The 18,612-nt window shown below is 72.9% G+C and carries 15 protein-coding genes; 13 read left to right on the top strand and 2 right to left on the bottom strand.

The genetic code is table 11. The features are described from left to right. Positions 1–32: 32 nt before the first annotated feature. The gene (locus ACZ4MU_RS00665) at positions 33–1,805 is read right to left on the bottom strand and encodes a dolichyl-phosphate-mannose--protein mannosyltransferase (RefSeq protein ID WP_467869292.1); all 1,773 of its coding nucleotides are present in this window, start codon (positions 1,803–1,805) and stop codon (positions 33–35) included. 96 nt (positions 1,806–1,901) lie between these two features. On the opposite strand from ACZ4MU_RS00665, the gene rsmI reads away from it, so the two are divergent. The 13 genes from rsmI (at position 1,902) to galK (ending at position 17,935) form a co-directional block, all read left to right on the top strand. After that, positions 1,902–2,780 carry a 16S rRNA (cytidine(1402)-2'-O)-methyltransferase gene (gene rsmI / locus ACZ4MU_RS00660; RefSeq protein ID WP_467869290.1) on the top strand — a complete coding sequence of 293 codons (879 nt, stop codon included), beginning with the start codon at positions 1,902–1,904 and terminating at the stop codon, positions 2,778–2,780. Positions 2,781–2,961: 181 nt separating this feature from the next. Continuing rightward, entirely contained in the window at positions 2,962–3,387 is a 426-nt protein-coding gene (locus tag ACZ4MU_RS00655) for a hypothetical protein (RefSeq protein ID WP_467869288.1), read from the top strand. Between the two features lie 30 nt (positions 3,388–3,417). Continuing rightward, positions 3,418–4,290, top strand: coding sequence for a TatD family hydrolase (locus tag ACZ4MU_RS00650; protein ID WP_467869286.1), 873 nt, complete (start codon positions 3,418–3,420; stop codon positions 4,288–4,290). Positions 4,291–4,431: 141 nt separating this feature from the next. Next, positions 4,432–5,805 (top strand): ubiquitin-like domain-containing protein, encoded by a 1,374-nt coding sequence (locus ACZ4MU_RS00645; RefSeq protein ID WP_467869284.1) that lies wholly within the window; start codon positions 4,432–4,434, stop codon positions 5,803–5,805. After that, entirely contained in the window at positions 5,802–6,662 is an 861-nt protein-coding gene (gene rsmA, locus ACZ4MU_RS00640) for a 16S rRNA (adenine(1518)-N(6)/adenine(1519)-N(6))-dimethyltransferase RsmA (protein WP_467869282.1), read from the top strand. Before ACZ4MU_RS00645 ends, rsmA begins: the two co-directional genes overlap by 4 nt. A 35-nt stretch (positions 6,663–6,697) precedes the next feature. Continuing rightward, the gene (locus ACZ4MU_RS00635) at positions 6,698–7,588 is read left to right on the top strand and encodes a 4-(cytidine 5'-diphospho)-2-C-methyl-D-erythritol kinase (protein WP_467870558.1); all 891 of its coding nucleotides are present in this window, start codon (positions 6,698–6,700) and stop codon (positions 7,586–7,588) included. 325 nt (positions 7,589–7,913) lie between these two features. Beyond that, positions 7,914–9,719, top strand: coding sequence for an ABC-F family ATP-binding cassette domain-containing protein (locus tag ACZ4MU_RS00630; protein ID WP_467869280.1), 1,806 nt, complete (start codon positions 7,914–7,916; stop codon positions 9,717–9,719). Positions 9,720–9,976: 257 nt separating this feature from the next. After that, entirely contained in the window at positions 9,977–11,758 is a 1,782-nt protein-coding gene (locus ACZ4MU_RS00625) for an outer membrane protein assembly factor BamB family protein (RefSeq protein WP_467869278.1), read from the top strand. Positions 11,759–11,807: 49 nt separating this feature from the next. Then, entirely contained in the window at positions 11,808–13,649 is a 1,842-nt protein-coding gene (locus tag ACZ4MU_RS00620) for an outer membrane protein assembly factor BamB family protein (RefSeq protein WP_467869276.1), read from the top strand. Between the two features lie 264 nt (positions 13,650–13,913). After that, positions 13,914–14,588, top strand: a complete 675-nt coding sequence (locus ACZ4MU_RS00615) for a helix-turn-helix transcriptional regulator (protein ID WP_467869274.1) — start codon at positions 13,914–13,916, stop codon at positions 14,586–14,588. 182 nt (positions 14,589–14,770) lie between these two features. Beyond that, a complete protein-coding gene (galT, locus tag ACZ4MU_RS00610) occupies positions 14,771–15,820 on the top strand; it encodes a galactose-1-phosphate uridylyltransferase (protein WP_467869272.1) in 1,050 nt (349 codons plus the stop codon). After that, positions 15,817–16,797 (top strand): UDP-glucose 4-epimerase GalE, encoded by a 981-nt coding sequence (gene galE, locus ACZ4MU_RS00605; RefSeq protein WP_467869270.1) that lies wholly within the window; start codon positions 15,817–15,819, stop codon positions 16,795–16,797. The genes galT and galE overlap by 4 nt, the downstream gene beginning before the upstream one ends. Further along, a complete protein-coding gene (galK, locus tag ACZ4MU_RS00600; RefSeq protein WP_467869268.1) occupies positions 16,790–17,935 on the top strand; it encodes a galactokinase in 1,146 nt (381 codons plus the stop codon). The genes galE and galK overlap by 8 nt, the downstream gene beginning before the upstream one ends. A gap of 70 nt (positions 17,936–18,005) precedes the next feature. Here the strand turns inward: galK and ACZ4MU_RS00595 are convergent, their stop codons facing one another. Beyond that, a complete protein-coding gene (locus tag ACZ4MU_RS00595) occupies positions 18,006–18,449 on the bottom strand; it encodes a GNAT family N-acetyltransferase (protein WP_467869266.1) in 444 nt (147 codons plus the stop codon). Positions 18,450–18,612: the final 163 nt, after the last annotated feature.

The raw sequence follows: 18,612 nt of genomic DNA, 5'->3' as shown, positions 1-18,612 counted from the left end.
GTCCGCCGCGCCCTCCCGGGGTGTCTACCCAGCTACACCCACGTATCCAGCCACATCCGGTTCCGCCAGGAATCGAGCGGAATCGACGTGCCCGTGTACAGCGGCCAGAAGTAGATGAAGTTCCACACGATCAGCAGCACCAGCACGCCCGCGCCGATCGCGCCCACCGCCCGGCGCCGCTCGTCCGAGCCCGGCGGCCCGAGGATCGCGCCGATCATCATCGCCACCGCCAGGCACAGGAACGGCACGAAGACGACCGCGTAGAAGAAGAAGATCGTCCGCTCCTGGTAGAGGAACCAGGGCAGATAGCCCGCCGCGACGCCGCAGACGATCGCGCCCGCCCGCCAGTCGCGCCGGAACGCCCAGCGCCACAGCACGTACAGGAGCGCGAAGCACGCCGCCCACCACAGCAGCGGCGTGCCGAGCGCCAGTACCTCGCGGGCGCACTTGCCGGTGGTGGAGGAGGGGCAGCCGTCGGTGCCGGGGGAGGGGCTCTCGTAGAAGTACGAGACCGGGCGGCCCAGGACGATCCAGCTCCACGGGTTGGACTGGTAGGTGTGCTGGTCGGTGAGGTTGACGTGGAAGCTGTAGACCTCGGACTCGTAGTGCCACAGGCTGCGCAGCGACTCCGGCATCCAGCCCATGTCGAACTGCGGCAGGCTCACCCTGCCCAGCAGCGGCAGCTTCACATGGTCGGGGGAGAGGCCGTCGCGGCCGTGCGCCCAGTCCCGGAAGTACCCCTTGTCGGTCATGAACCAGCCGGTCCAGGAGGCCAGATACGTCAGGACCGCCACCGGGACCGTGGAGAGGAAGGCAGGGAAGGCGTCCCTGCGGAGCACCGCGCGGTAGGGCCGCGCCGCACCGGCCGTCCGGCGGGCGCCCGCGTCCCACAGCACCGCCATGACGCAGAAGAAGACCAGGACGTACAGGCCGTTCCACTTGGTGCCGCAGGCCAGCCCCAGCATCACCCCGGCCGCGATCCGCCACGGGCGCCACCCCAGGCGCAGGCCCTCCGCCACCGCCGTGTCCGGGCGCAGACCGCCCGCCTCGTTCGTGGGGAGCGCCGCCGCCAGCCGGGCGCGCGCCCGGTCCCGGTCGATCAGCAGACAGCCGAAGGCGGCGAGCACGAAGAACATGACCACCAGGTCGAGCAGGGCCATCCGGCTCATCACGAAGTGCAGCCCGTCCACGGCGAGCAGCGCGCCCGCCAGGCAGCCGAGGAACGTCGAGCGGAAGAGCCGACGCCCGATCCGGCAGAGCATCAGCACCGAGAGCGTGCCCAGCACCGCCATCACGAAGCGCCAGCCGAACGGCGTGAAGTCGAACCACTTCTCGCCGATGCCGATGAGGTACTTGCCGACCGGCGGATGCACCACATAGCCCGGGTCGGTGGGGATCGGCACCGACGAGGGATCCTTGATGACCGCCTTGTCGACGTCCTTGGGCCAGGCGCCCTCGTAGCCGCGGTTGATGAGCGCCCAGGCGTCCTTGGCGTAGTACGTCTCGTCGAATATCACCGCGTCCGGGCTGCCGAGGCGCCAGAACCGCAGCACCCCCGCCACCAGGGTGACCAGCAGCGGGCCGCCCCAGCCCGACCAGCGCACCAGGCGCTCGCCGGTCGCCGGGGAGACCCTCAGGGCCGCCCAGAGCCGGCCGGACGGCCGGGTGTACGGCGGCACCAGCCGCTCGCGCAGGCCGGTTCTCGGCCCGGCCGCGTAGCCGAAGCGGCGCAGCCGGTCCTGCCAGCCGGGCGGCGGATCTTCGGCGTCATGGCCCTCAAGGGTCTGCGGCGCAGTACTGGTCACCGCGCCATCGTAGGGAAAGGGCCTGTGCGAGTCCCGTGGCCGGGCCCGATCCGGTCCGGGCGAACGGCACCGTCCGGAGGCTGGGAGGATGGCGGGGTGACCGGAACACTCGTACTCGCAGGCACCCCCATCGGCGACATCGCGGACGCGCCGCCGCGCCTGGCCGCCGAACTGGAGCGGGCCGACGTCGTGGCCGCCGAGGACACCCGGCGGCTGCGCGGGCTGACCCGGGCGCTCGGCATCCACACCTCGGGGCGGGTCGTCTCCTACTTCGAGGGCAACGAGTCCGCCCGGACGCCCGAACTCGTCGAGGCGCTGGAGGGCGGCGCGCGCGTGCTGCTGGTGACCGACGCCGGGATGCCGTCGGTCTCCGACCCCGGCTACCGGCTCGTGGCGGCGGCCGTGGAGAAGGACATCAAGGTCACGGCCGTGCCCGGCCCCTCGGCGGTGCTCACCGCGCTCGCCCTGTCCGGGCTGCCCGTCGACCGGTTCTGCTTCGAGGGCTTCCTGCCGCGCAAGGCGGGCGAGCGGCTCGGCAGGCTGCGCGAGGTCGCCGGTGAGCGCCGCACCCTCGTCTACTTCGAGGCCCCGCACCGCCTAGACGACACGCTCGCCGCGATGGCCGAGGTCTTCGGCGCCGACCGCCGCGCCGCCGTCTGCCGTGAGCTGACCAAGACGTACGAGGAGGTCAAGCGCGGCAGCCTGGGCGACCTCGCCGCCTGGGCCGCCGAAGGGGTGCGCGGCGAGATCACCGTGGTGGTGGAGGGCGCCCCCGAGACCGGTCCGGCCGAGCTGGACGCCGAGGAGCTGGTGCGCAGGGTGCTGGTGCGCGAGGAGGCGGGCGAGCGGCGCAAGGAGGCGATCGCCGCCGTGGCCCTGGAAGCGGGCCTGCCCAAGCGCGAGGTGTTCGACGCCGTCGTGGCGGCAAAGAACGCGGCACGACAGGCACCCGCGGACGGCAAAGGACTATCGTAAAAAGTAAAGCGCAGGCCGCGCACCGGGGCTTTTGCCTAGGAAAGGCCAAATCGGCACCAACACTCGACAGCCCCTGATGCGTTTCGGCGGCGAAAGGCGTCCCATGGATCGGGGGCGCTTTCCGCCTCCGCTCGCAAGGAGCGCTCGCAAGAGCTTGTCCAGCGGACAAGGGAGCCGGCAGATGAGTGAGATCGCTGAGACCACGGCACACGAGGCTTATGCCTTCGCGTGCATGAGGTGTGGATATGGCTGGGAGCAGGCGTACGAGATAGAGCACCACGTGGACGGCAAGGGGCAGTCGTTCGTGGTCTACAGGGCGGACGGGGAGCGGGTTCCCTCGCCGCTGTCCCAGCCCACCTGTATGAACTGCGGCGGGCACGTCGTGCGCACCCTGCGCGCCGGCCGGGTCTCCAGCGTGCAGCAGTGGCTCGCCCACCAGTCCACCCACCAGGCACCGGCCGGGCCCGTGGGCTCGGGGGGCGACCCGGAGCCGGTCGCCGCGCCCGCGGCCGGGGCGGGCGCCACGGCCGCGGCCGAGCCCGAGGCGGGCCACCACTGGCATCTGTCCGACCTCCTGCACCCCTTCCAGCACCACCACAAGAAGTGACCGGGCGGGGCCTTTCATAGGATCGGCCCCATGAGTGCCGCCAAGGATGCCCCGCCGCCCCTGCCCGAACCGCTCGGTGTGGCGGTGGCCGACTCGCACACCCACCTGGACATGCAGTCCACGACGGTCGAGGAGGCCCTGGCCAGGGCCGCGGCCGTCGGGGTGACCACGGTCGTCCAGGTGGGCTGCGACCTCAAGGGCTCCCGCTGGGCGGCGGAGACGGCCGAGGCGCACGAGAACGTGCACGCCGCCGTCGCCCTGCACCCGAACGAGGCGCCCAGGATCGTCCTGGGCGACCCCGACGGCTGGTCGCGCCAGGGGGCGCGGGGGCCCGGCGGCGAGGCCGCCCTCGACGACGCGCTCGCCGAGATCGACCGGCTCGCCGCCCTCCCGCACGTCAAGGCCGTCGGCGAGACCGGTCTGGACTACTTCCGCACCGGCGCCGACGGCATGGCCGCCCAGGAGCGGTCCTTCCGGGCGCACATCGAGATCGCCAAACGGCACGGCAAGGCGCTCGTCATCCACGATCGCGAGGCGCACGCGGACGTGCTGCGCGTACTGCGGGAAGAGGGCGCCCCGGAGCGCACGGTCTTCCACTGCTATTCCGGCGACGCGGAAATGGCGGAACTCTGCGCGCGGGCGGGCTACTTCATGTCCTTCGCCGGAAACATGACGTTCAAGAACGCCCAGCCACTGCGCGACGCGCTCGCGGTCGCCCCGCTCGAACTCGTCCTCGTGGAGACGGACGCGCCCTTCCTCACCCCGGCGCCGTACCGCGGACGGCCCAATGCGCCGTATCTCATTCCGATTACGGTGCGCGCCATGGCGGCGGTGAAGGGGGTTCATGAGGACGTGCTGGCCGCGGCCCTCGCGGAGAACACCGCCCGCGCCTTCGATTACTGAGGGATAACGGCCCGGGTGCCCCGGGTGGGCGAGCGCAGGGTAGCGCGGCGACGCTCCGTAGTCGAATCGCTTTGGACGGTGACGAAGGCTCCGCTAATGTCCCGCCCTCGACGGGACGACAGGCCGGACCTCGGGAGCGCCGTGAGCAATTCGCAGGGCAGTCACCGTGCCGTACGCGGCGGCCGCCGCGCGGCGACAAGAACGGTGGAGCCGCCGTACGCGCAGGACGCGCCCCCGCCGTACGCACAGCTGCCGTACCCGCAGGACGTGCCGCCGGCCGCCGGGCCGCCGTACGACGCCTACGGGACGCAGTCGGCGGAGGTGCCCGGGCCGCGCCGGGGCGCCGGGCCGCGGGAGGGTTCGCGGGCCGGGGCGCGGCGGGCCGCCCGGCGCCGCCGCGGCGGGGCGCTGTTCGGCGCCGGGCCCGAGGCCCTGCGCCGGCTCATCCCGCAGGCGCTGGTGGTCGCCTTCCTCGCGGGCGGGACCACCGCGTTCCTCGTCAACGACAAGGCCGTACGGCTCACCGTCGACGGCGTCCCGCGCACCCTGCACACCTTCGCCGACGACGTCGACGAACTCCTCGCGGACCAGCACGTCGGCGTCGGGGACCACGACATCGTCGCGCCCGGCCGCCACGAGGCGCTGGCCGGCGGCGACGAGGTCGTCGTGCGCTACGGCCGCCCCGTCGCCCTCACCCTCGACGGCCAGCGCCGCCAGGTGTGGACCACCGCCCAGACCGTGGACGGGGCGCTGCGCCAGCTCGGGGTGCGCGCCGAGGGCGCGTATCTGTCGGCCTCTCGCTCCTCGGCCATCGGCCGCACCGGAATGGGCCTGGACGTGCGCACCGAGCGCCAGGTCACCTTCCTCGCCGACGGGCGCGAGCGCACGATCCGCACCAACGCGGCGACCGTCGCCGAGGCCGTCGAGGAGGCCGGGATCTCCCTGCGGAACCAGGACACCACCTCCGTGCCGCCCTCCGCCTTCCCCCGCGACGGGCAGACGATCACCGTCATGCGGATCACCGGCAGCCGCGTGGTCCGTGAGGAGCCCATCCCGTACAAGGTCGTCAGGACCAGGGACGACGCGCTCTTCGCCGGGACCGAGGTCGTCGACCGGCCGGGCCAGCGCGGCTTCCGCAAGGTCACCTACGCGCTGCGAACCGTCGACGGGGTGCGGCAGAGACCCCGGAAGGTGGCCGAGCACGTGGTGCGCCCGCCGGTCACCCAGACCGTCCGGGTCGGCACCAAGCCGCTGCCCGCCTCGGCAGGCGGCGCCGACCACCTCGACTGGCGCGCCCTCGCCCACTGCGAGTCCGGCGGGCGCCCCGGCGCGGTCGACCCCACGGGGAACTACGGCGGGCTCTACCAGTTCGACGGCCGCACCTGGCACGCGCTCGGCGGCAGCGGCCTCCCGCAGCACGCCAGCGCCGCCGAGCAGACGCTCCGGGCGAAGAAGCTCTATGTGCAGCGGGGGGCGAGTCCGTGGCCGCACTGCGGCCGTAGGCTGTATCGGTGAGCACCACTGAGCCCGATGCCCTCCTCGGCCCCGCCGACATCCGTGAACTGGCCGCAGCGCTGGGCGTACGCCCCACCAAGCAGCGCGGCCAGAACTTCGTCATCGACGCCAATACGGTCCGCCGGATCGTACGGACGGCGCAGGTGCGGCCCGACGACGTCGTGGTGGAGGTCGGGCCCGGCCTCGGCTCGCTGACCCTGGCGCTCCTGGAGGCGGCGGACCGGGTGACGGCCGTCGAGATCGACGACGTGCTCGCGGGCGCGCTGCCCGCCACCATCGAGGCCCGCCTCCCCGCGAAGAAGGACCGCTTCGCGCTGGTCCACTCCGACGCCATGCTGGTCCAGGAGCTGCCCGGCCCGGCGCCCACCGCACTGGTGGCGAACCTCCCGTACAACGTCGCCGTGCCCGTCCTCCTCCACATGCTGGACCGCTTCCCCACGATCGAGCGCACCCTGGTCATGGTCCAGGCGGAGGTCGCCGACCGGCTCGCGGCGAGGCCCGGCAACAAGGTGTACGGCGTGCCGTCGGTGAAGGCCAACTGGTACGCGGAGGTCAAGCGCGCCGGGTCCATCGGCCGCAACGTCTTCTGGCCCGCCCCCAACGTCGACTCCGGGCTGGTCGCGCTGGTCCGGCGCGCCGAGCCGGTGCGGACCACCGCCACCAAGGCGGAGGTCTTCGCGGTGGTCGACGCGGCCTTCGCCCAGCGCCGCAAGACCCTGCGGGCCGCGCTCGCGGGCTGGGCCGGCTCCGCCCCCGCCGCCGAACAGGCGCTGGTCGCGGCCGGGATCTCGCCGCAGGCCCGCGGCGAGGCGCTGACGGTGGAGGAGTTCGCGCGGATCGCGGAGGCGAAGCCGTGACGGCGCCGGGGGCCGTGACGGAACCGACGGCGCCGATGGTGACGGTCCGGGTCCCCGCCAAGGTCAACGTCCAGCTCGCGGTGGGCCCGGCCCGCCCCGACGGCTTCCACGACCTCGCCAACGTCTTCCTCGCGGTCGGCCTCTACGACGAGGTCACGGCCGCGCCCGCCGACGCGCTGCGCGTCACCTGCTCGGGCCCGGACGCGGACAAGGTCCCGCTGGACCGTACGAACCTGGCGGCGCGGGCGGCCGAACTGCTGGCCGCGCGGTACGGGCTGGCGCCCGACGTCCACCTCCACATCGCCAAGGACATCCCCGTCGCGGGTGGCATGGCGGGCGGCAGCGCGGACGGCGCGGCGGCGCTGGTGGCGTGCGACGCGCTGTGGGGCACGGGCGCGTCCCGCGAGGAGCTGCTCGACATCTGCGCCGAGCTCGGCAGCGACGTGCCGTTCAGCCTGGTCGGCGGGGCGGCGCTGGGCACGGGGCGGGGCGAGAAGCTGGCCGCGCTGGAGGTGGGCGGCTCCTTCCACTGGGTGTTCGCGGCGGCGGACGGGGGGTTGTCGACCCCGGCGGTGTACCGGGAGTTCGACCGGCTCAACCCGGACGCGGTGGCGCCCTCGGCGGACCCGGCCCTGCTCGCCGCGCTGCGCACGGGCGACGTCTTCGCCCTGGCGGGCGCGCTCTCCAACGACCTCCAGGGCGCGGCCCTGTCCCTGCGGCCGTCCCTGGTGGACGTGCTGGCGGCGGGGAGTGGGGCGGGGGCGCTGGCGGGGCTGGTCTCGGGGTCCGGGCCGACCACGGCGTTCCTGGCACGGGACGCGGCGGCGGCGCGGAGGATCGCGGACGCGCTCGGGGCGTCGGGCCTGTGCCGCTCGGCCCGGGTGGCGCTGTCCCCCGCGCCGGGGGCGACTGTCGTGGCTGCGTGAGCCGTTTCGGGGCGCGGGGGTCCGGTAAGGCGTTGTTGGTCGCCGGCGGCCTGGTGGGGGCTGGTCGCGCAGTTCCCCGCGCCCCTGGGCACCTGGGGGCGCGGGGAACTGCGCGCGCAACCCACCACGGTCCGCACCCGTAAGACGTCGTTGTTCACCTGCGGCCCGGTGGGGGCTGGTCGCGCAGTTCCCCGCGCCCCTGGCGGGGTGCACCGCACCGCACCACGGTCCGTGCCTCCGGGACGGGGGTGCACCGCGTCGCACCGCGGGTGATTCCGCAGGACGTAACCTTGGAGGCGATTCAGCCCCCCTGTTCAGGAGTGAAATGGCCGTCAACCTGGTCAATGTCGAGGCAGTCAGCAAGGTGTACGGCACCCGTGCCCTGCTCGACGGTGTTTCCCTCGGCGTCTCCGAAGGGGACCGGATCGGGGTGGTCGGCCGCAACGGTGACGGCAAGACCACCCTCATCCGGATGCTCGCCCAGCTGGAGGAGGCCGACACCGGCCGTGTCACCCACGTCGGTGGCCTCCGCCTCGGCGTGCTCACCCAGCACGACTCGCTGGACCCGAAGGCCACCGTCCGCCACGAGGTGATCGGCGACCTCGCCGACCACGAGTGGGCGGGCAACGCCAAGATCCGCGACGTGCTCACCGGCCTCTTCGGCGGTCTCGCCCTGCCCGGCTTCGAGAGCGGCCTGGACACGGTCATCGGCCCGCTCTCCGGCGGCGAGCGCCGCCGCATCGCGCTGGCCAAGCTGCTCATCGCCGACCCGGACCTGATCATCCTGGACGAGCCCACCAACCACCTGGACGTGGAGGGCATCGCCTGGCTGGCCGCCCATCTGCGGGCCCGGCGCTCGGCGCTGGTCTGCGTCACCCACGACCGCTGGTTCCTGGACCAGGTCTGCACCCGGATGTGGGACGTCCAGCGGGGCAGCGTCTACGAGTACGAGGGCGGCTACAGCGACTACGTGTTCGCCCGCGCCGAGCGGGAGCGGATCGCCGCGACCGAGGAGGCCAAGCGGCAGAACCTGATGCGCAAGGAGTTGGCCTGGCTGCGGCGCGGCGCCCCCGCCCGCACCTCCAAGCCGCGCTACCGCATCGAGGCCGCCAACGAGCTGATCGCGGACGTGCCGCCGCCGCGCGACACCTCGGAGCTGATGAAGTTCGCGGGCGCCCGCCTCGGCAAGACCGTCTTCGACCTGGAGGACGTGACCGTGCAGGCCGGGCCCAAGGTGCTGCTCAAGCACCTGACCTGGCAGCTCGGCCCGGGCGACCGCATCGGCCTGGTCGGGGTGAACGGCGCGGGCAAGACCTCGCTCCTGCGCGCGCTGGCGGAGGCGGCCCGTACCGACGGCGAGGCGCAGCCCGCGGCCGGACAGATCAAGGTCGGCAAGACCGTGCGGCTCGCCTACCTCTCGCAGGACGTCACCGAACTCCCCGCCGAACTGCGTGTCCTGGAGGCCGTGCAGCAGATCCGCGACCGGGTCGACCTCGGCACCGGCCGGGAGATGACGGCCGGGCAGCTGTGCGAGCAGTTCGGGTTCGGCAAGGAGAAGCAGTGGACGCCGGTCGGGGACCTGTCCGGTGGTGAGCGGCGCAGGCTCCAGCTGCTGCGGCTGCTGATGGACGAGCCGAACGTCCTCTTCCTCGACGAACCCACCAACGACCTGGACATCGAGACGCTGACCCAGCTGGAGGACCTGCTCGACGGCTGGCCGGGCTCGATGGTCGTCATCTCGCACGACCGGTTCTTCATCGAGCGCACCACCGACCGGGTGTGGGCGCTGCTCGGCGACGCGTCCCTGCGGATGCTGCCGCGCGGTATCGACGAGTACCTGGAGCGGCGCAGGCGGATGATCGAGGAGGCGGTCCCGGTCGCCGCCCCGGCCGCCGCCAGGCCCGCGGGCACGGCCTCCTCCGCCGACTCCCGGGCCGCGAAGAAGGAGCTCCAGCGGATCGAGCGGCAGCTGAACAAGATCTCCGAGCGGGAGAGCGGTCTGCACGCACAAATCGCCGACAACGCCACCGACTTCGAGAAGGTCGCACGGCTCGACGCGGAGCTGCGCGCCCTCATCGGCGAGCGCGACGAGCTGGAGATGCGATGGCTGGAACTGGCCGAGGAGGCCTAGGGGCGGGTGTGACGCGTGGGGCTCGTGAGGACGGGTGACGAGTCGTAAAGAGCACGTGCAAACTCCATAACAGGCGCATCACAGGCCGGTCCGCCCTTGGGAACAGGGACGGACCGGCCCCCTGTTCGAGGGGGTTCGGGTGATACAAAGAAGCCCCGCTCGACTGACGCAAACTGTGCGGGACCATGTCCGATTCCGCTCCGGAAACGCGGGGGAGTCCGTTCGGGCAGCGGTCCGCACGAAGGGGGAGACACGCTGTGACCCAGCCGCCCAGCCAGCAGCCGCCGCAGGGGGGCTTCGGGGCACCCAGCAACCCGCCCGCCCAGCCGCCGCAGATGCCGCCGCCGCCCGCCGGCCCGCCGCCCGCGATGCCGCCCGGCCCGCCGCAGGGCGCGCCCGCCCCGGCCCCCGGCTACGGCTACCCGCAGGCCCCCGGGGCGCAGCCGGGCTACGGCTATCCGCAGGCGCCCGGCCAGCCCGGCCAGCCCGGTCCGTACGGCCAGCAGCCCGGCCCCTACGGCCAGCAGGCGGGCCCGTACGGCGGTTACCCGACGCAGCCCCAGTACCCGGGCGCCCCGATGCCGGAGCCGCCGGGCGGGGGACGCAACCCCTTCAAGGGCAAGCCCGCCGTGATCGTGGCGGCGGCCGTGGCCGGTCTGCTCGTGGTCGGCGGCGGCGTGTACTTCGCCACCAAGGGCGGGGACGGCGACAAGAAGTCCGAGTCGAAGGCGAGCCAGAGCGCGCAGCCCAGCGGCTCCCCCACCACCGACCAGGGCGACGGCAAGGGCGACGGCCGCGCCGGGAACGACGACCTCAACGCGGGCCGCAAGGACGGCGAGGCGAAGGTCTGGCTCCAGGAGAACGCCACCCAGCTGACCCAGAACGGCGCCGAGCAGTCCGGCCCCTGGGTGATCGGCGACACCGTCGTCAAGGCGATGTACAAGGAGGTCACCGGCTATTCGGTGACGGACGGCAAGCAGAAGTGGAGCGTGCCGCTGAGCGCCCCGCTGTGCGGAGCGCCGCACCAGACCACCGCCGACGGCAAGATCGTCCTCGGTGTGCAGGAGAACAACACCAAGAACGCCAAGTGCAACCAGCTCCAGCAGGTCGACCTCGCGGCCGGCAAGGCGGGCTGGAAGGTGGCGGTACCGTCGGAGAACGCCTTCGACATCATGACCAGCTTCGACCTGGCGATCAGCGGCAACACCGTGGCGGTGGCCCGGATGGGCGGCGTCAGCGGGTTCTCGGTCCTGGACGGCAAGAAGATCTTCGGCCAGGAGCGCAGCGGCAACTGCCGTTCGGACGCCTTCGCGGGCGGTTCCCGGCTGATCGCCGCGGGCAGCTGCACGGTCGGCGGTGACACGCTCGCGGTCGACCAGATCCAGGAGCTGGACGCCACGACCGGCAAGCCCAAGTGGACCAAGCAGTTCCCCAAGGGCTGGAAGGTCGCCCGGGTCTTCTCCGTCGACCCGCTGGTGGTCTACGTGACCAACAAGGACAAGAAGCAGTACAACATCTCGACGTACAAGCCGGACGGCTCGCTCCGCTCCGAGCTGGTCAGCAAGGACAGCTTCCAGCCGGAGTGCGGCTGGGCGATCATGGACCGCGACCTCCAGGGCTGCCTGGGCGCCGCCGCCGACGCCAACACGCTGTATCTGCCGACCGAGCCCAAGCGCAGCTCGGGCGACACCTTCGGGCGCACCAACGCGGTCGTGGCGTTCGACCTCAACACCGGCAAGGAGAAGTGGCGTTCGAGTGCGGGCAGCGCCCGCACGATGCTGCCGCTGAACGCCGAGAACGGCAAGGTCCTCGCCTACATCGCGCCCACCACCGAGCAGGGCGGCGCGGTCGCGGAGGTCGCGGGTGCGGGCCAGCCGAAGATCGTGCTCCAGAACCCGGCGTCCACCGCCTCCATCGAGAACGGCTTCTTCTCCAAGCACGTGGCCTTCCGCGACGGCCGGCTCTTCATCCTCAACGGCCGCGTCTCCAGCCCCAAGGGCGACACCAAGGAGAAGGCCCTGATGGGGTTCGGCAACTGATGAACGCGCCCGCTTCCGCTCCCTTCCCTTCCGCAGAGGTACGTACGTCATGAGCCAGCCTCCCCAGCCTCCCCAGCAGCCGCCGGGCGAGCCGCCGCGGTCCCCGGCCCCGGGGTTCGGTGCCCCGCAGGAGCCCCCGGCGGGCGGCTTCGGCGCGCCCACCCCGCCCCCGGCGGGCGGTTTCGGCGCCCCCACGCCGCCGCCCCCGGCGATGCCGCCCGCGCCGCCGGCCCAGCCGCCGACCGCCCCCGCGGCCCCGGCCTACGGCTACCCGCACGCCCCCGCCCCCGGGCAGCCGTCCGCGTACGGCTATCCGCAGACCCCGCCCCCGGGCCAGCCCGGTTACGGCTACCCGGGCCAGCCGCAGCAGGGCTACGGCTACCCGGGACAGCCGCCCACCCAGCCCATGGCGCCGCAGGGCGCCCCGGGCGGTCCCGGTGGCGGCAGGAAGCTCAACACCCAGATGACGATCATCGTCTCGGCGGTCGTCGCGGTCGCGCTGATCGTCGGCGGCGGCGTCTGGTACGCCAAGAGCAAGGACGGCGACAAGAAGGACGAGTCCAAGTCCGGCTCCACGCAGGGCGCCAACGGCGGCAAGGAGGGCGGCTCGACCGGGGGCGGCGGCAAGGAGCAGGCTCCCGCCAACGTCGCCTCCAAGGTGCTCTTCCAGGTGCCGCAGCCCAAGGTGAGCGACCTGGTCCACGTGGACGGCTCCTGGCTGACCGAGAAGGTGTACGCCAAGTCGGGCGTCAACGAGATCGTGGGCTACGACCCCGCCAAGGGCACCCAGCTGTGGAAGCTGCCGCTGCCCGGCGCGGTCTGCGCGGCGACCACGCACGTCACCTCCGACGCCAAGACGGCGATCGTCTACGAGGGCCCCAAGGCCTCCGGCGAGAAGTACGCGCGCTGCACCGAGGTCGCCGTGCTCGACCTCACCACCGGCAAGCTGGCCTGGACGAACTCCGTCAAGGACGGCGACCGCAAGGCGATGTACGAGGAGGTCACCATCGGCGCCGGCACGGTCGCCACCGGCGGCACCTCGGGCGGTTCCGCCTGGGACGTGGCCACCGGCAAGCTGCTGTGGCAGCCGAAGGTCACCACCGACCAGTGCAAGGACGCCGGATACGGCGGCGGCGACGCGCTGGTCGCGGTCCGCAAGTGCGGTGACTACGACAATCCCACGGTCACCATCCAGCCGCTGAACCCCAAGACGGGCGCTCCGGCCTCCTCGTACCGGATGCCGGCCGGTGTCCAGTACGCGCACATCGTCTCCTCCAAGCCGCTGGTCGTGGCCGCCGACGTCGGTGAGACCGCGGGCGACGGCAGCGGGATCTCGGACTTCTTCTCGATCGACGACAAGACCGGCAAGCTGCTGGCCCGCATTCCGGCGCCGGGCGACAAGTACGCCGCCGACTGCGACTCCACCGAGGTGGAGAAGTGCACCTCGGTCGCGGCGGGCGGCGGCAAGCTGTACGTCCCGACCGAGCAGCACGACGGCGCGGGCGGCAACGGCTACTCCGGCCGTACCAACGAGATCATGGCGTTCGACCTGGCGACCGGGCAGCCCGTGCCCGGCAAGGCCGACGCGGGCGACGGCTCCTCGCTGTACCCGCTGCGGATGGACGGCAACAACGTCATCGCGTTCAAGAAGCCCCCGTACGACAAGGGCAGCCAGATCGTGAGCATCGACGGCGGCAGCTTCAAGCAGACGGTCCTGCTGGAGAACCCGGCGGACACCTCGGTGCGCGCCGCGCTCTCGCAGTTCGGTCCCGAGTACGGCGAGATCCGCTACGACAAGGGCAAGCTCTTCATGTCGGCCACCTCGGTCATGAAGCCGAGCACGCTGACCGACGAGAAGAAGTACCTGCTGATCGGTCTCGGCACCGGCTGAGGCGGCGGCGCCGTCCTTCCGGCGTCAACTTCTCCACCACGGCGGCCCCGGCCGCGGAGCACCCTCCGCGGCCGGGGCCGCCGCGTTCACCTGCGCGGACACCCTCCTTCGCCAAGTAGTCCCGAATGCCGGGGATTTCGGCAATCCGGGCGTCTTCTGACCGGTAGGGGGCGCGCGACGTCGAACAAGCGTGTAGCTTGCCGGGGCAGGGAGGGCCGGGCCAGGGCAGTTGGCAACGTGCCCCGGGGGATGGGGGGTTGCTCGATGGGCGTGCGGCTCATGGTGGTCGACGACCACCGCCTGCTCGCGGAGGCGCTCGCCTCGGCGCTCAAGCTCCGCGGGCACCGGGTGCTGGCCGCGGCCGCCCCGGTCGCGGGCGCGGCCGAGCTGGTGGTGGCGCGGGCGCCGGAGGTGTGTCTGCTCGGCACGGCCGGGCCCGCCGAGCCGGGAGTGTTCGACCCGATCGTCAGGATCAAGCGCGAGCGGCCGCAGGTGGCCGTGGTGGTGCTGGGGCCGGTCCCGAGCCCGCGCGGGATCGCCGCCGCCTTCGCCGCGGGCGCCTCCGGTTACGTCCGGCACGACGAGCGCATCGAGGGCGTGGAACGCGCCATGGTCAAGGCACGCGCGGGCGAGGCGGCGGTGGCGCCGCAACTGCTCCAGGGGGCCTTCGCGGAGCTGCTCAACCCGGCCGCGCAGCCGGACGACGAGGGGCAGCGGCTGCTCCAGATGCTCACACCGCGCGAGGTCGAGGTGCTGGTCAGGGTCGCGGACGGGGAGGACACGCGGCTGATCGCGGCGGGCATGGGCATCGCCCCCTCCACCGCGCGCACCCACGTCCAGCGGGTCCTGATGAAGCTGGGCGTCGGCTCCCGGCTGGAGGCGGCGGCGCTGGCCGCCCGCACCGGACTGCTCGACCGGGCGGTGCCCCCGGCGGGCTGAGCCGGGACCTCTTCTCCGCAGGCGCTGTGGGCGCGACCGCACGACGGCCGCGCCCACAGGCATGTCCGGACCACGCAGCGGTTCCACCCGGCCCCGGCGGACCCGTCTTCGGCGTGCCCATTGACTCATGGTGTTGGCTCGTGGTTTTTTATGTTTGGTTCTGTTTGAAGGTGGAGGTGCAGGTGAAGAAGACGTCGACCCGGCTCGCCGACGGCCGCGAGCTGCTCTACTACGACTTGCGGGACGACGTCGTACGGGACGAGACGGACACCCGGCCGCTCGACCCCGTCTCCACGGCCTCCGAGATCCGCCGCGACCCCCTGCTCGGCGACGCGGTGGCCATCGCCTCCCACCGCCAGGGCCGCACCTACCACCCGCCCGCCGACGACTGCCCGCTCTGCCCCTCGCGCGACGGACGGCACAGCGAGATCCCCGCCGCCGGGTACGACGTGGCCGTCTTCGAGAACCGCTTCCCCTCCCTCGCCGGGGACTCCGGCCGCTGCGAGGTCGTCTGCTTCACCCCCGACCACGACGCCTCCTTCGCCGACCTCAGCGAGGAGCAGGCCGCGCTCGTCCTGGAGGCCTGGACCGACCGGACCGCCGAGCTCGCCGAACTCCCGCAGGTGGAGCAGGTGTTCTGCTTCGAGAACAGGGGCGCCGAGATCGGCGTCACCCTCGGCCACCCGCACGGCCAGATCTACGGCTACCCCTTCACCACCCCCCGCACCGCCCTGATGCTCCGCTCGCTGGCCGAGCACCGCGAGCGCACCGGCGGGCGCAACCTCTTCGACGACCTGGTGGCGCGCGAGCTCGCCGAGGGCGACCGGGTCGTCCTGGAGGCCGAGCACTGGGTCGCCTTCGTGCCGTACGCCGCGCACTGGCCGTACGAGGTGCACCTCTATCCGCGCGCCCGCGTCCCCGATCTGCGGGCGCTGGGGGAGGCGGCCCGCACAGAGTTCCCCCAGGTCTACCTGGAACTCTTGAGGCGCTTCGACCGGATCTTCGGGGAGGGGGAACCGCCCACCCCGTACATCTCGGCCTGGCACCAGGCACCGTTCCCCGACAGCGCCGACCGGCGGGACTTCGCTCTGCACCTGGAGCTTTTCACCGTCCGCCGTACTTCCGGCAAGCTGAAGTTCCTCGCGGGTTCGGAGTCGGGCATGAGCGTGTTCATCAATGACGTGCCGCCGGAGGCCGCGGCCCGGCGACTGCGAGAGGTAGCGAGCACATGAGCGGGAAGTACCTGGTCACCGGCGGCGCCGGATACGTCGGCAGCGTGGTGGCGCGCCACCTCCTGGAGGCCGGCCACTCGGTGACCGTCCTCGACGACCTCTCCACGGGCTTTCGGGAGGCCGTCCCCGAGGGTGCGGCCTTCGTCGAGGGCCGTATCCAGGAGGCGTCGCGGTGGCTCGACGGCTCCTATGACGCCGTCCTGCACTTCGCGGCGTTCTCGCAGGTCGGGGAGTCGGTCGCGCACCCCGAGAAGTACTGGTCGAACAACGTCGGCGGCACCATGGCGCTGCTGGAGGCCATGCGGACGGCGGGCGTGCGCACGCTGGTGTTCTCCTCCACCGCCGCCACCTACGGCGAACCGGCCTCCGCCCTGCTCACCGAGGCCGACCCCACCGCCCCCACCAGCCCCTACGGCGCCTCCAAGCTCGCCGTCGACCACATGATCAGCGGGGAGGCCGCCGCCCACGGCCTCGCGGCCGTCTCGCTGCGGTACTTCAACGTGGCCGGGGCCTACGGCAGTTCGGGCGAGCGTCACGACCCGGAGTCGCATCTGATCCCGCTGCTGCTCCAGGTCGCCCTCGGCGAGCGCGAGTCGATCGCGGTGTTCGGCGACGACTACCCGACCCCGGACGGTACCTGTGTGCGCGACTACATCCACGTCGCCGACCTCGCCGAGGCGCATCTGCTGGCGCTGGCGGCGGCATCCCCGGGAGAGCACCTGATCTGCAACCTCGGCAACGGCAACGGCTTCTCCGTCCGCGAGGTCGTCGAGACCGTACGGAAGGTCACCGGGCACCCGGTGCCCGAGGTCACGGCCGGACGGCGGCCGGGCGACCCGGCGGTCCTGGTGGCCTCCGCCGCCCGCGCCCACGAGCGGCTCGGCTGGCAGCCCTCCCGCGCGGACCTGGCCGGCATCGTCGCCGACGCCTGGGACTTCGCCCGGCGGCTCAAGGGGTGGGAGAGCGCCGGTGACTGAGGTGGCGGCGCGGTTCCGCGCGCTGTACGGGGCGGAGCCCGAGGGGGTCTGGGAGGCGCCCGGGCGGGTCAACCTGATCGGGGAGTACACGGACTTCAACGACGGCTTCGTGATGCCGCTGGCGCTGCCGCACACGGCCGTCGCGGCGGTGTCGCGGCGCACCGACGGGGTGCTCAGGCTGCACTCGGCCGATGTGGACGGCGGGGTCGTCCAGCTCGACGCGGACGCCCTGGTGCCCCTGGGGGGCGGCGGCTGGGCCGCCTACCCGGCGGGGGTGGTCTGGGCGCTGCGCGAGGCGGGCCACCAGGTCACCGGCGCCGACATCCACCTCTCCTCGGCGGTGCCGACCGGTGCGGGGCTCTCCTCCTCGGCGGCCCTGGAGGTCGTCACCGCCCTCGCCCTGAACGATCTGTACGGCCTCGGGCTCGGCCGGGCCGATCTGGCGCGCATCGCCCAGCGCGCCGAGAACGCCTTCGTGGGCGTCCCCTGCGGCATCATGGACCAGACCGCGTCCGCGTGCTGCGTCGAGGGCCATGTGCTCCATCTGGACACCCGGGACCTCTCGCTGCGGCAGGTCCCCTTCGACCTCGCCGCGCACGGACTGGCGCTCCTCGTCGTCGACACCCGGGTGAAGCACGCGCTCGGAGACGGCGCGTACGCCGATCGACGCGCCGCCTGTGAGGCGGGCGCGCGGGCGCTCGGTGTGCGGACCCTGCGCGAGATTCCCTTCGCGCGCCTCCCTGCGGCGCTGGCCAGCCTCGACTCCGAAACCGTTCGCCGGTGCGTACGCCATGTGGTGAGCGACAACGAGCGGGTGGAGCGGGTCGCGGCGCACCTCGCGGCGGGCGATCCGCGCGCGGCCGGTCCTGTCCTCACCGAGGGCCACGCCTCGCTCCGCGACGATCTGCGGGTCTCCTGCGCCGAACTGGACCTGGTCGTGGCCGCGTCGGTGGCGGCCGGGGCGCTGGGCGCGCGGATGACGGGCGGCGGCTTCGGCGGGTCCGCGGTCGTCCTCACCGAGGCGGCGGCGGCCGACACGGTCACCAAGGCGGTCGAGGAGGCCTTCGCGGCGGCCGGGCACACCGCCCCCCGCGTCTTCGAGGCCCTCCCGTCGGCGGGGGCGCGCCGCAGGAGCTGACGGGGAGGGGGCGCGTCCCGGCTCACGGCGGCTGAGCGAGGACGTACGCGACCGACGGGTGGCGGCCTGGTTATCGGAGCCGTTTGGTGAGGATGAACTCCGTGACGCCCGGCGGATAGTCGGGCACCTCGCCCACCACCTCGTACCCTCGCCCCAGATAGAACCCCGGCGCCTGGAAGTCCCACGTCTCCACGCGCGCGTGGGCGCAGGCGTGGTCGGTGCGGGCCGAGTCCTCGGCGCGGGTGAGGAGTTCGGCGCCCAGGCCCGTACCCCGGTGGGCGGGGTCCACCCACAGCAGGTCCACCAGGAGCCAGCTCGCCCAGACCCGGCCGGTGAGACCGCCCGCGAGGCCGCCCTTGGCGTCCACCGCCCAGACGTGGAGCGGGCGTTCCCTCTCGTGCGGGGTGCCGCGCAGGGCCCGCAGCGCCGAAGAGCGTTCCGTATTGGTGTCCTTGAGCCGCTGACCCAGCAGAATGCGTCGCGCCTTGTCCACTTCCGTCTCAAAACGAAACATGCGCCACACCCTAAACAACCCGGTCCACCAGTTCTGCAAATTGCCTTCCGCTTCCGGCCCACGGCCCTACTCTGAAGCAAGCACCGGTGGGGGCCGGTGTTGATCAGGGGGCGAGACAGTCGGGTACGACGCCCGGGGTGGGGTATCGATCAGTCCATGGCGG

It is taken from the genome of Streptomyces sp. NPDC026377, assembly GCF_055567715.1.
Note: the sequence above shows the minus strand (reverse complement) of the source record. Positions and strands in the feature narration are given on the sequence as shown.

Coding starts and splice junctions, on each gene's coding strand:
- galE (WP_467869270.1), top strand. CDS start 15,817: ATGAGCGGGAAGTACCTGGTCACCGGCGGCGCCGGATACGTCGGCAGC.
- ACZ4MU_RS00595 (WP_467869266.1), bottom strand. CDS start 18,449: ATGTTTCGTTTTGAGACGGAAGTGGACAAGGCGCGACGCATTCTGCTG.
- ACZ4MU_RS00620 (WP_467869276.1), top strand. CDS start 11,808: ATGAGCCAGCCTCCCCAGCCTCCCCAGCAGCCGCCGGGCGAGCCGCCG.
- ACZ4MU_RS00635 (WP_467870558.1), top strand. CDS start 6,698: ATGGTGACGGTCCGGGTCCCCGCCAAGGTCAACGTCCAGCTCGCGGTG.
- ACZ4MU_RS00655 (WP_467869288.1), top strand. CDS start 2,962: ATGAGTGAGATCGCTGAGACCACGGCACACGAGGCTTATGCCTTCGCG.
- ACZ4MU_RS00630 (WP_467869280.1), top strand. CDS start 7,914: ATGGCCGTCAACCTGGTCAATGTCGAGGCAGTCAGCAAGGTGTACGGC.
- ACZ4MU_RS00650 (WP_467869286.1), top strand. CDS start 3,418: ATGAGTGCCGCCAAGGATGCCCCGCCGCCCCTGCCCGAACCGCTCGGT.
- ACZ4MU_RS00615 (WP_467869274.1), top strand. CDS start 13,914: ATGGGCGTGCGGCTCATGGTGGTCGACGACCACCGCCTGCTCGCGGAG.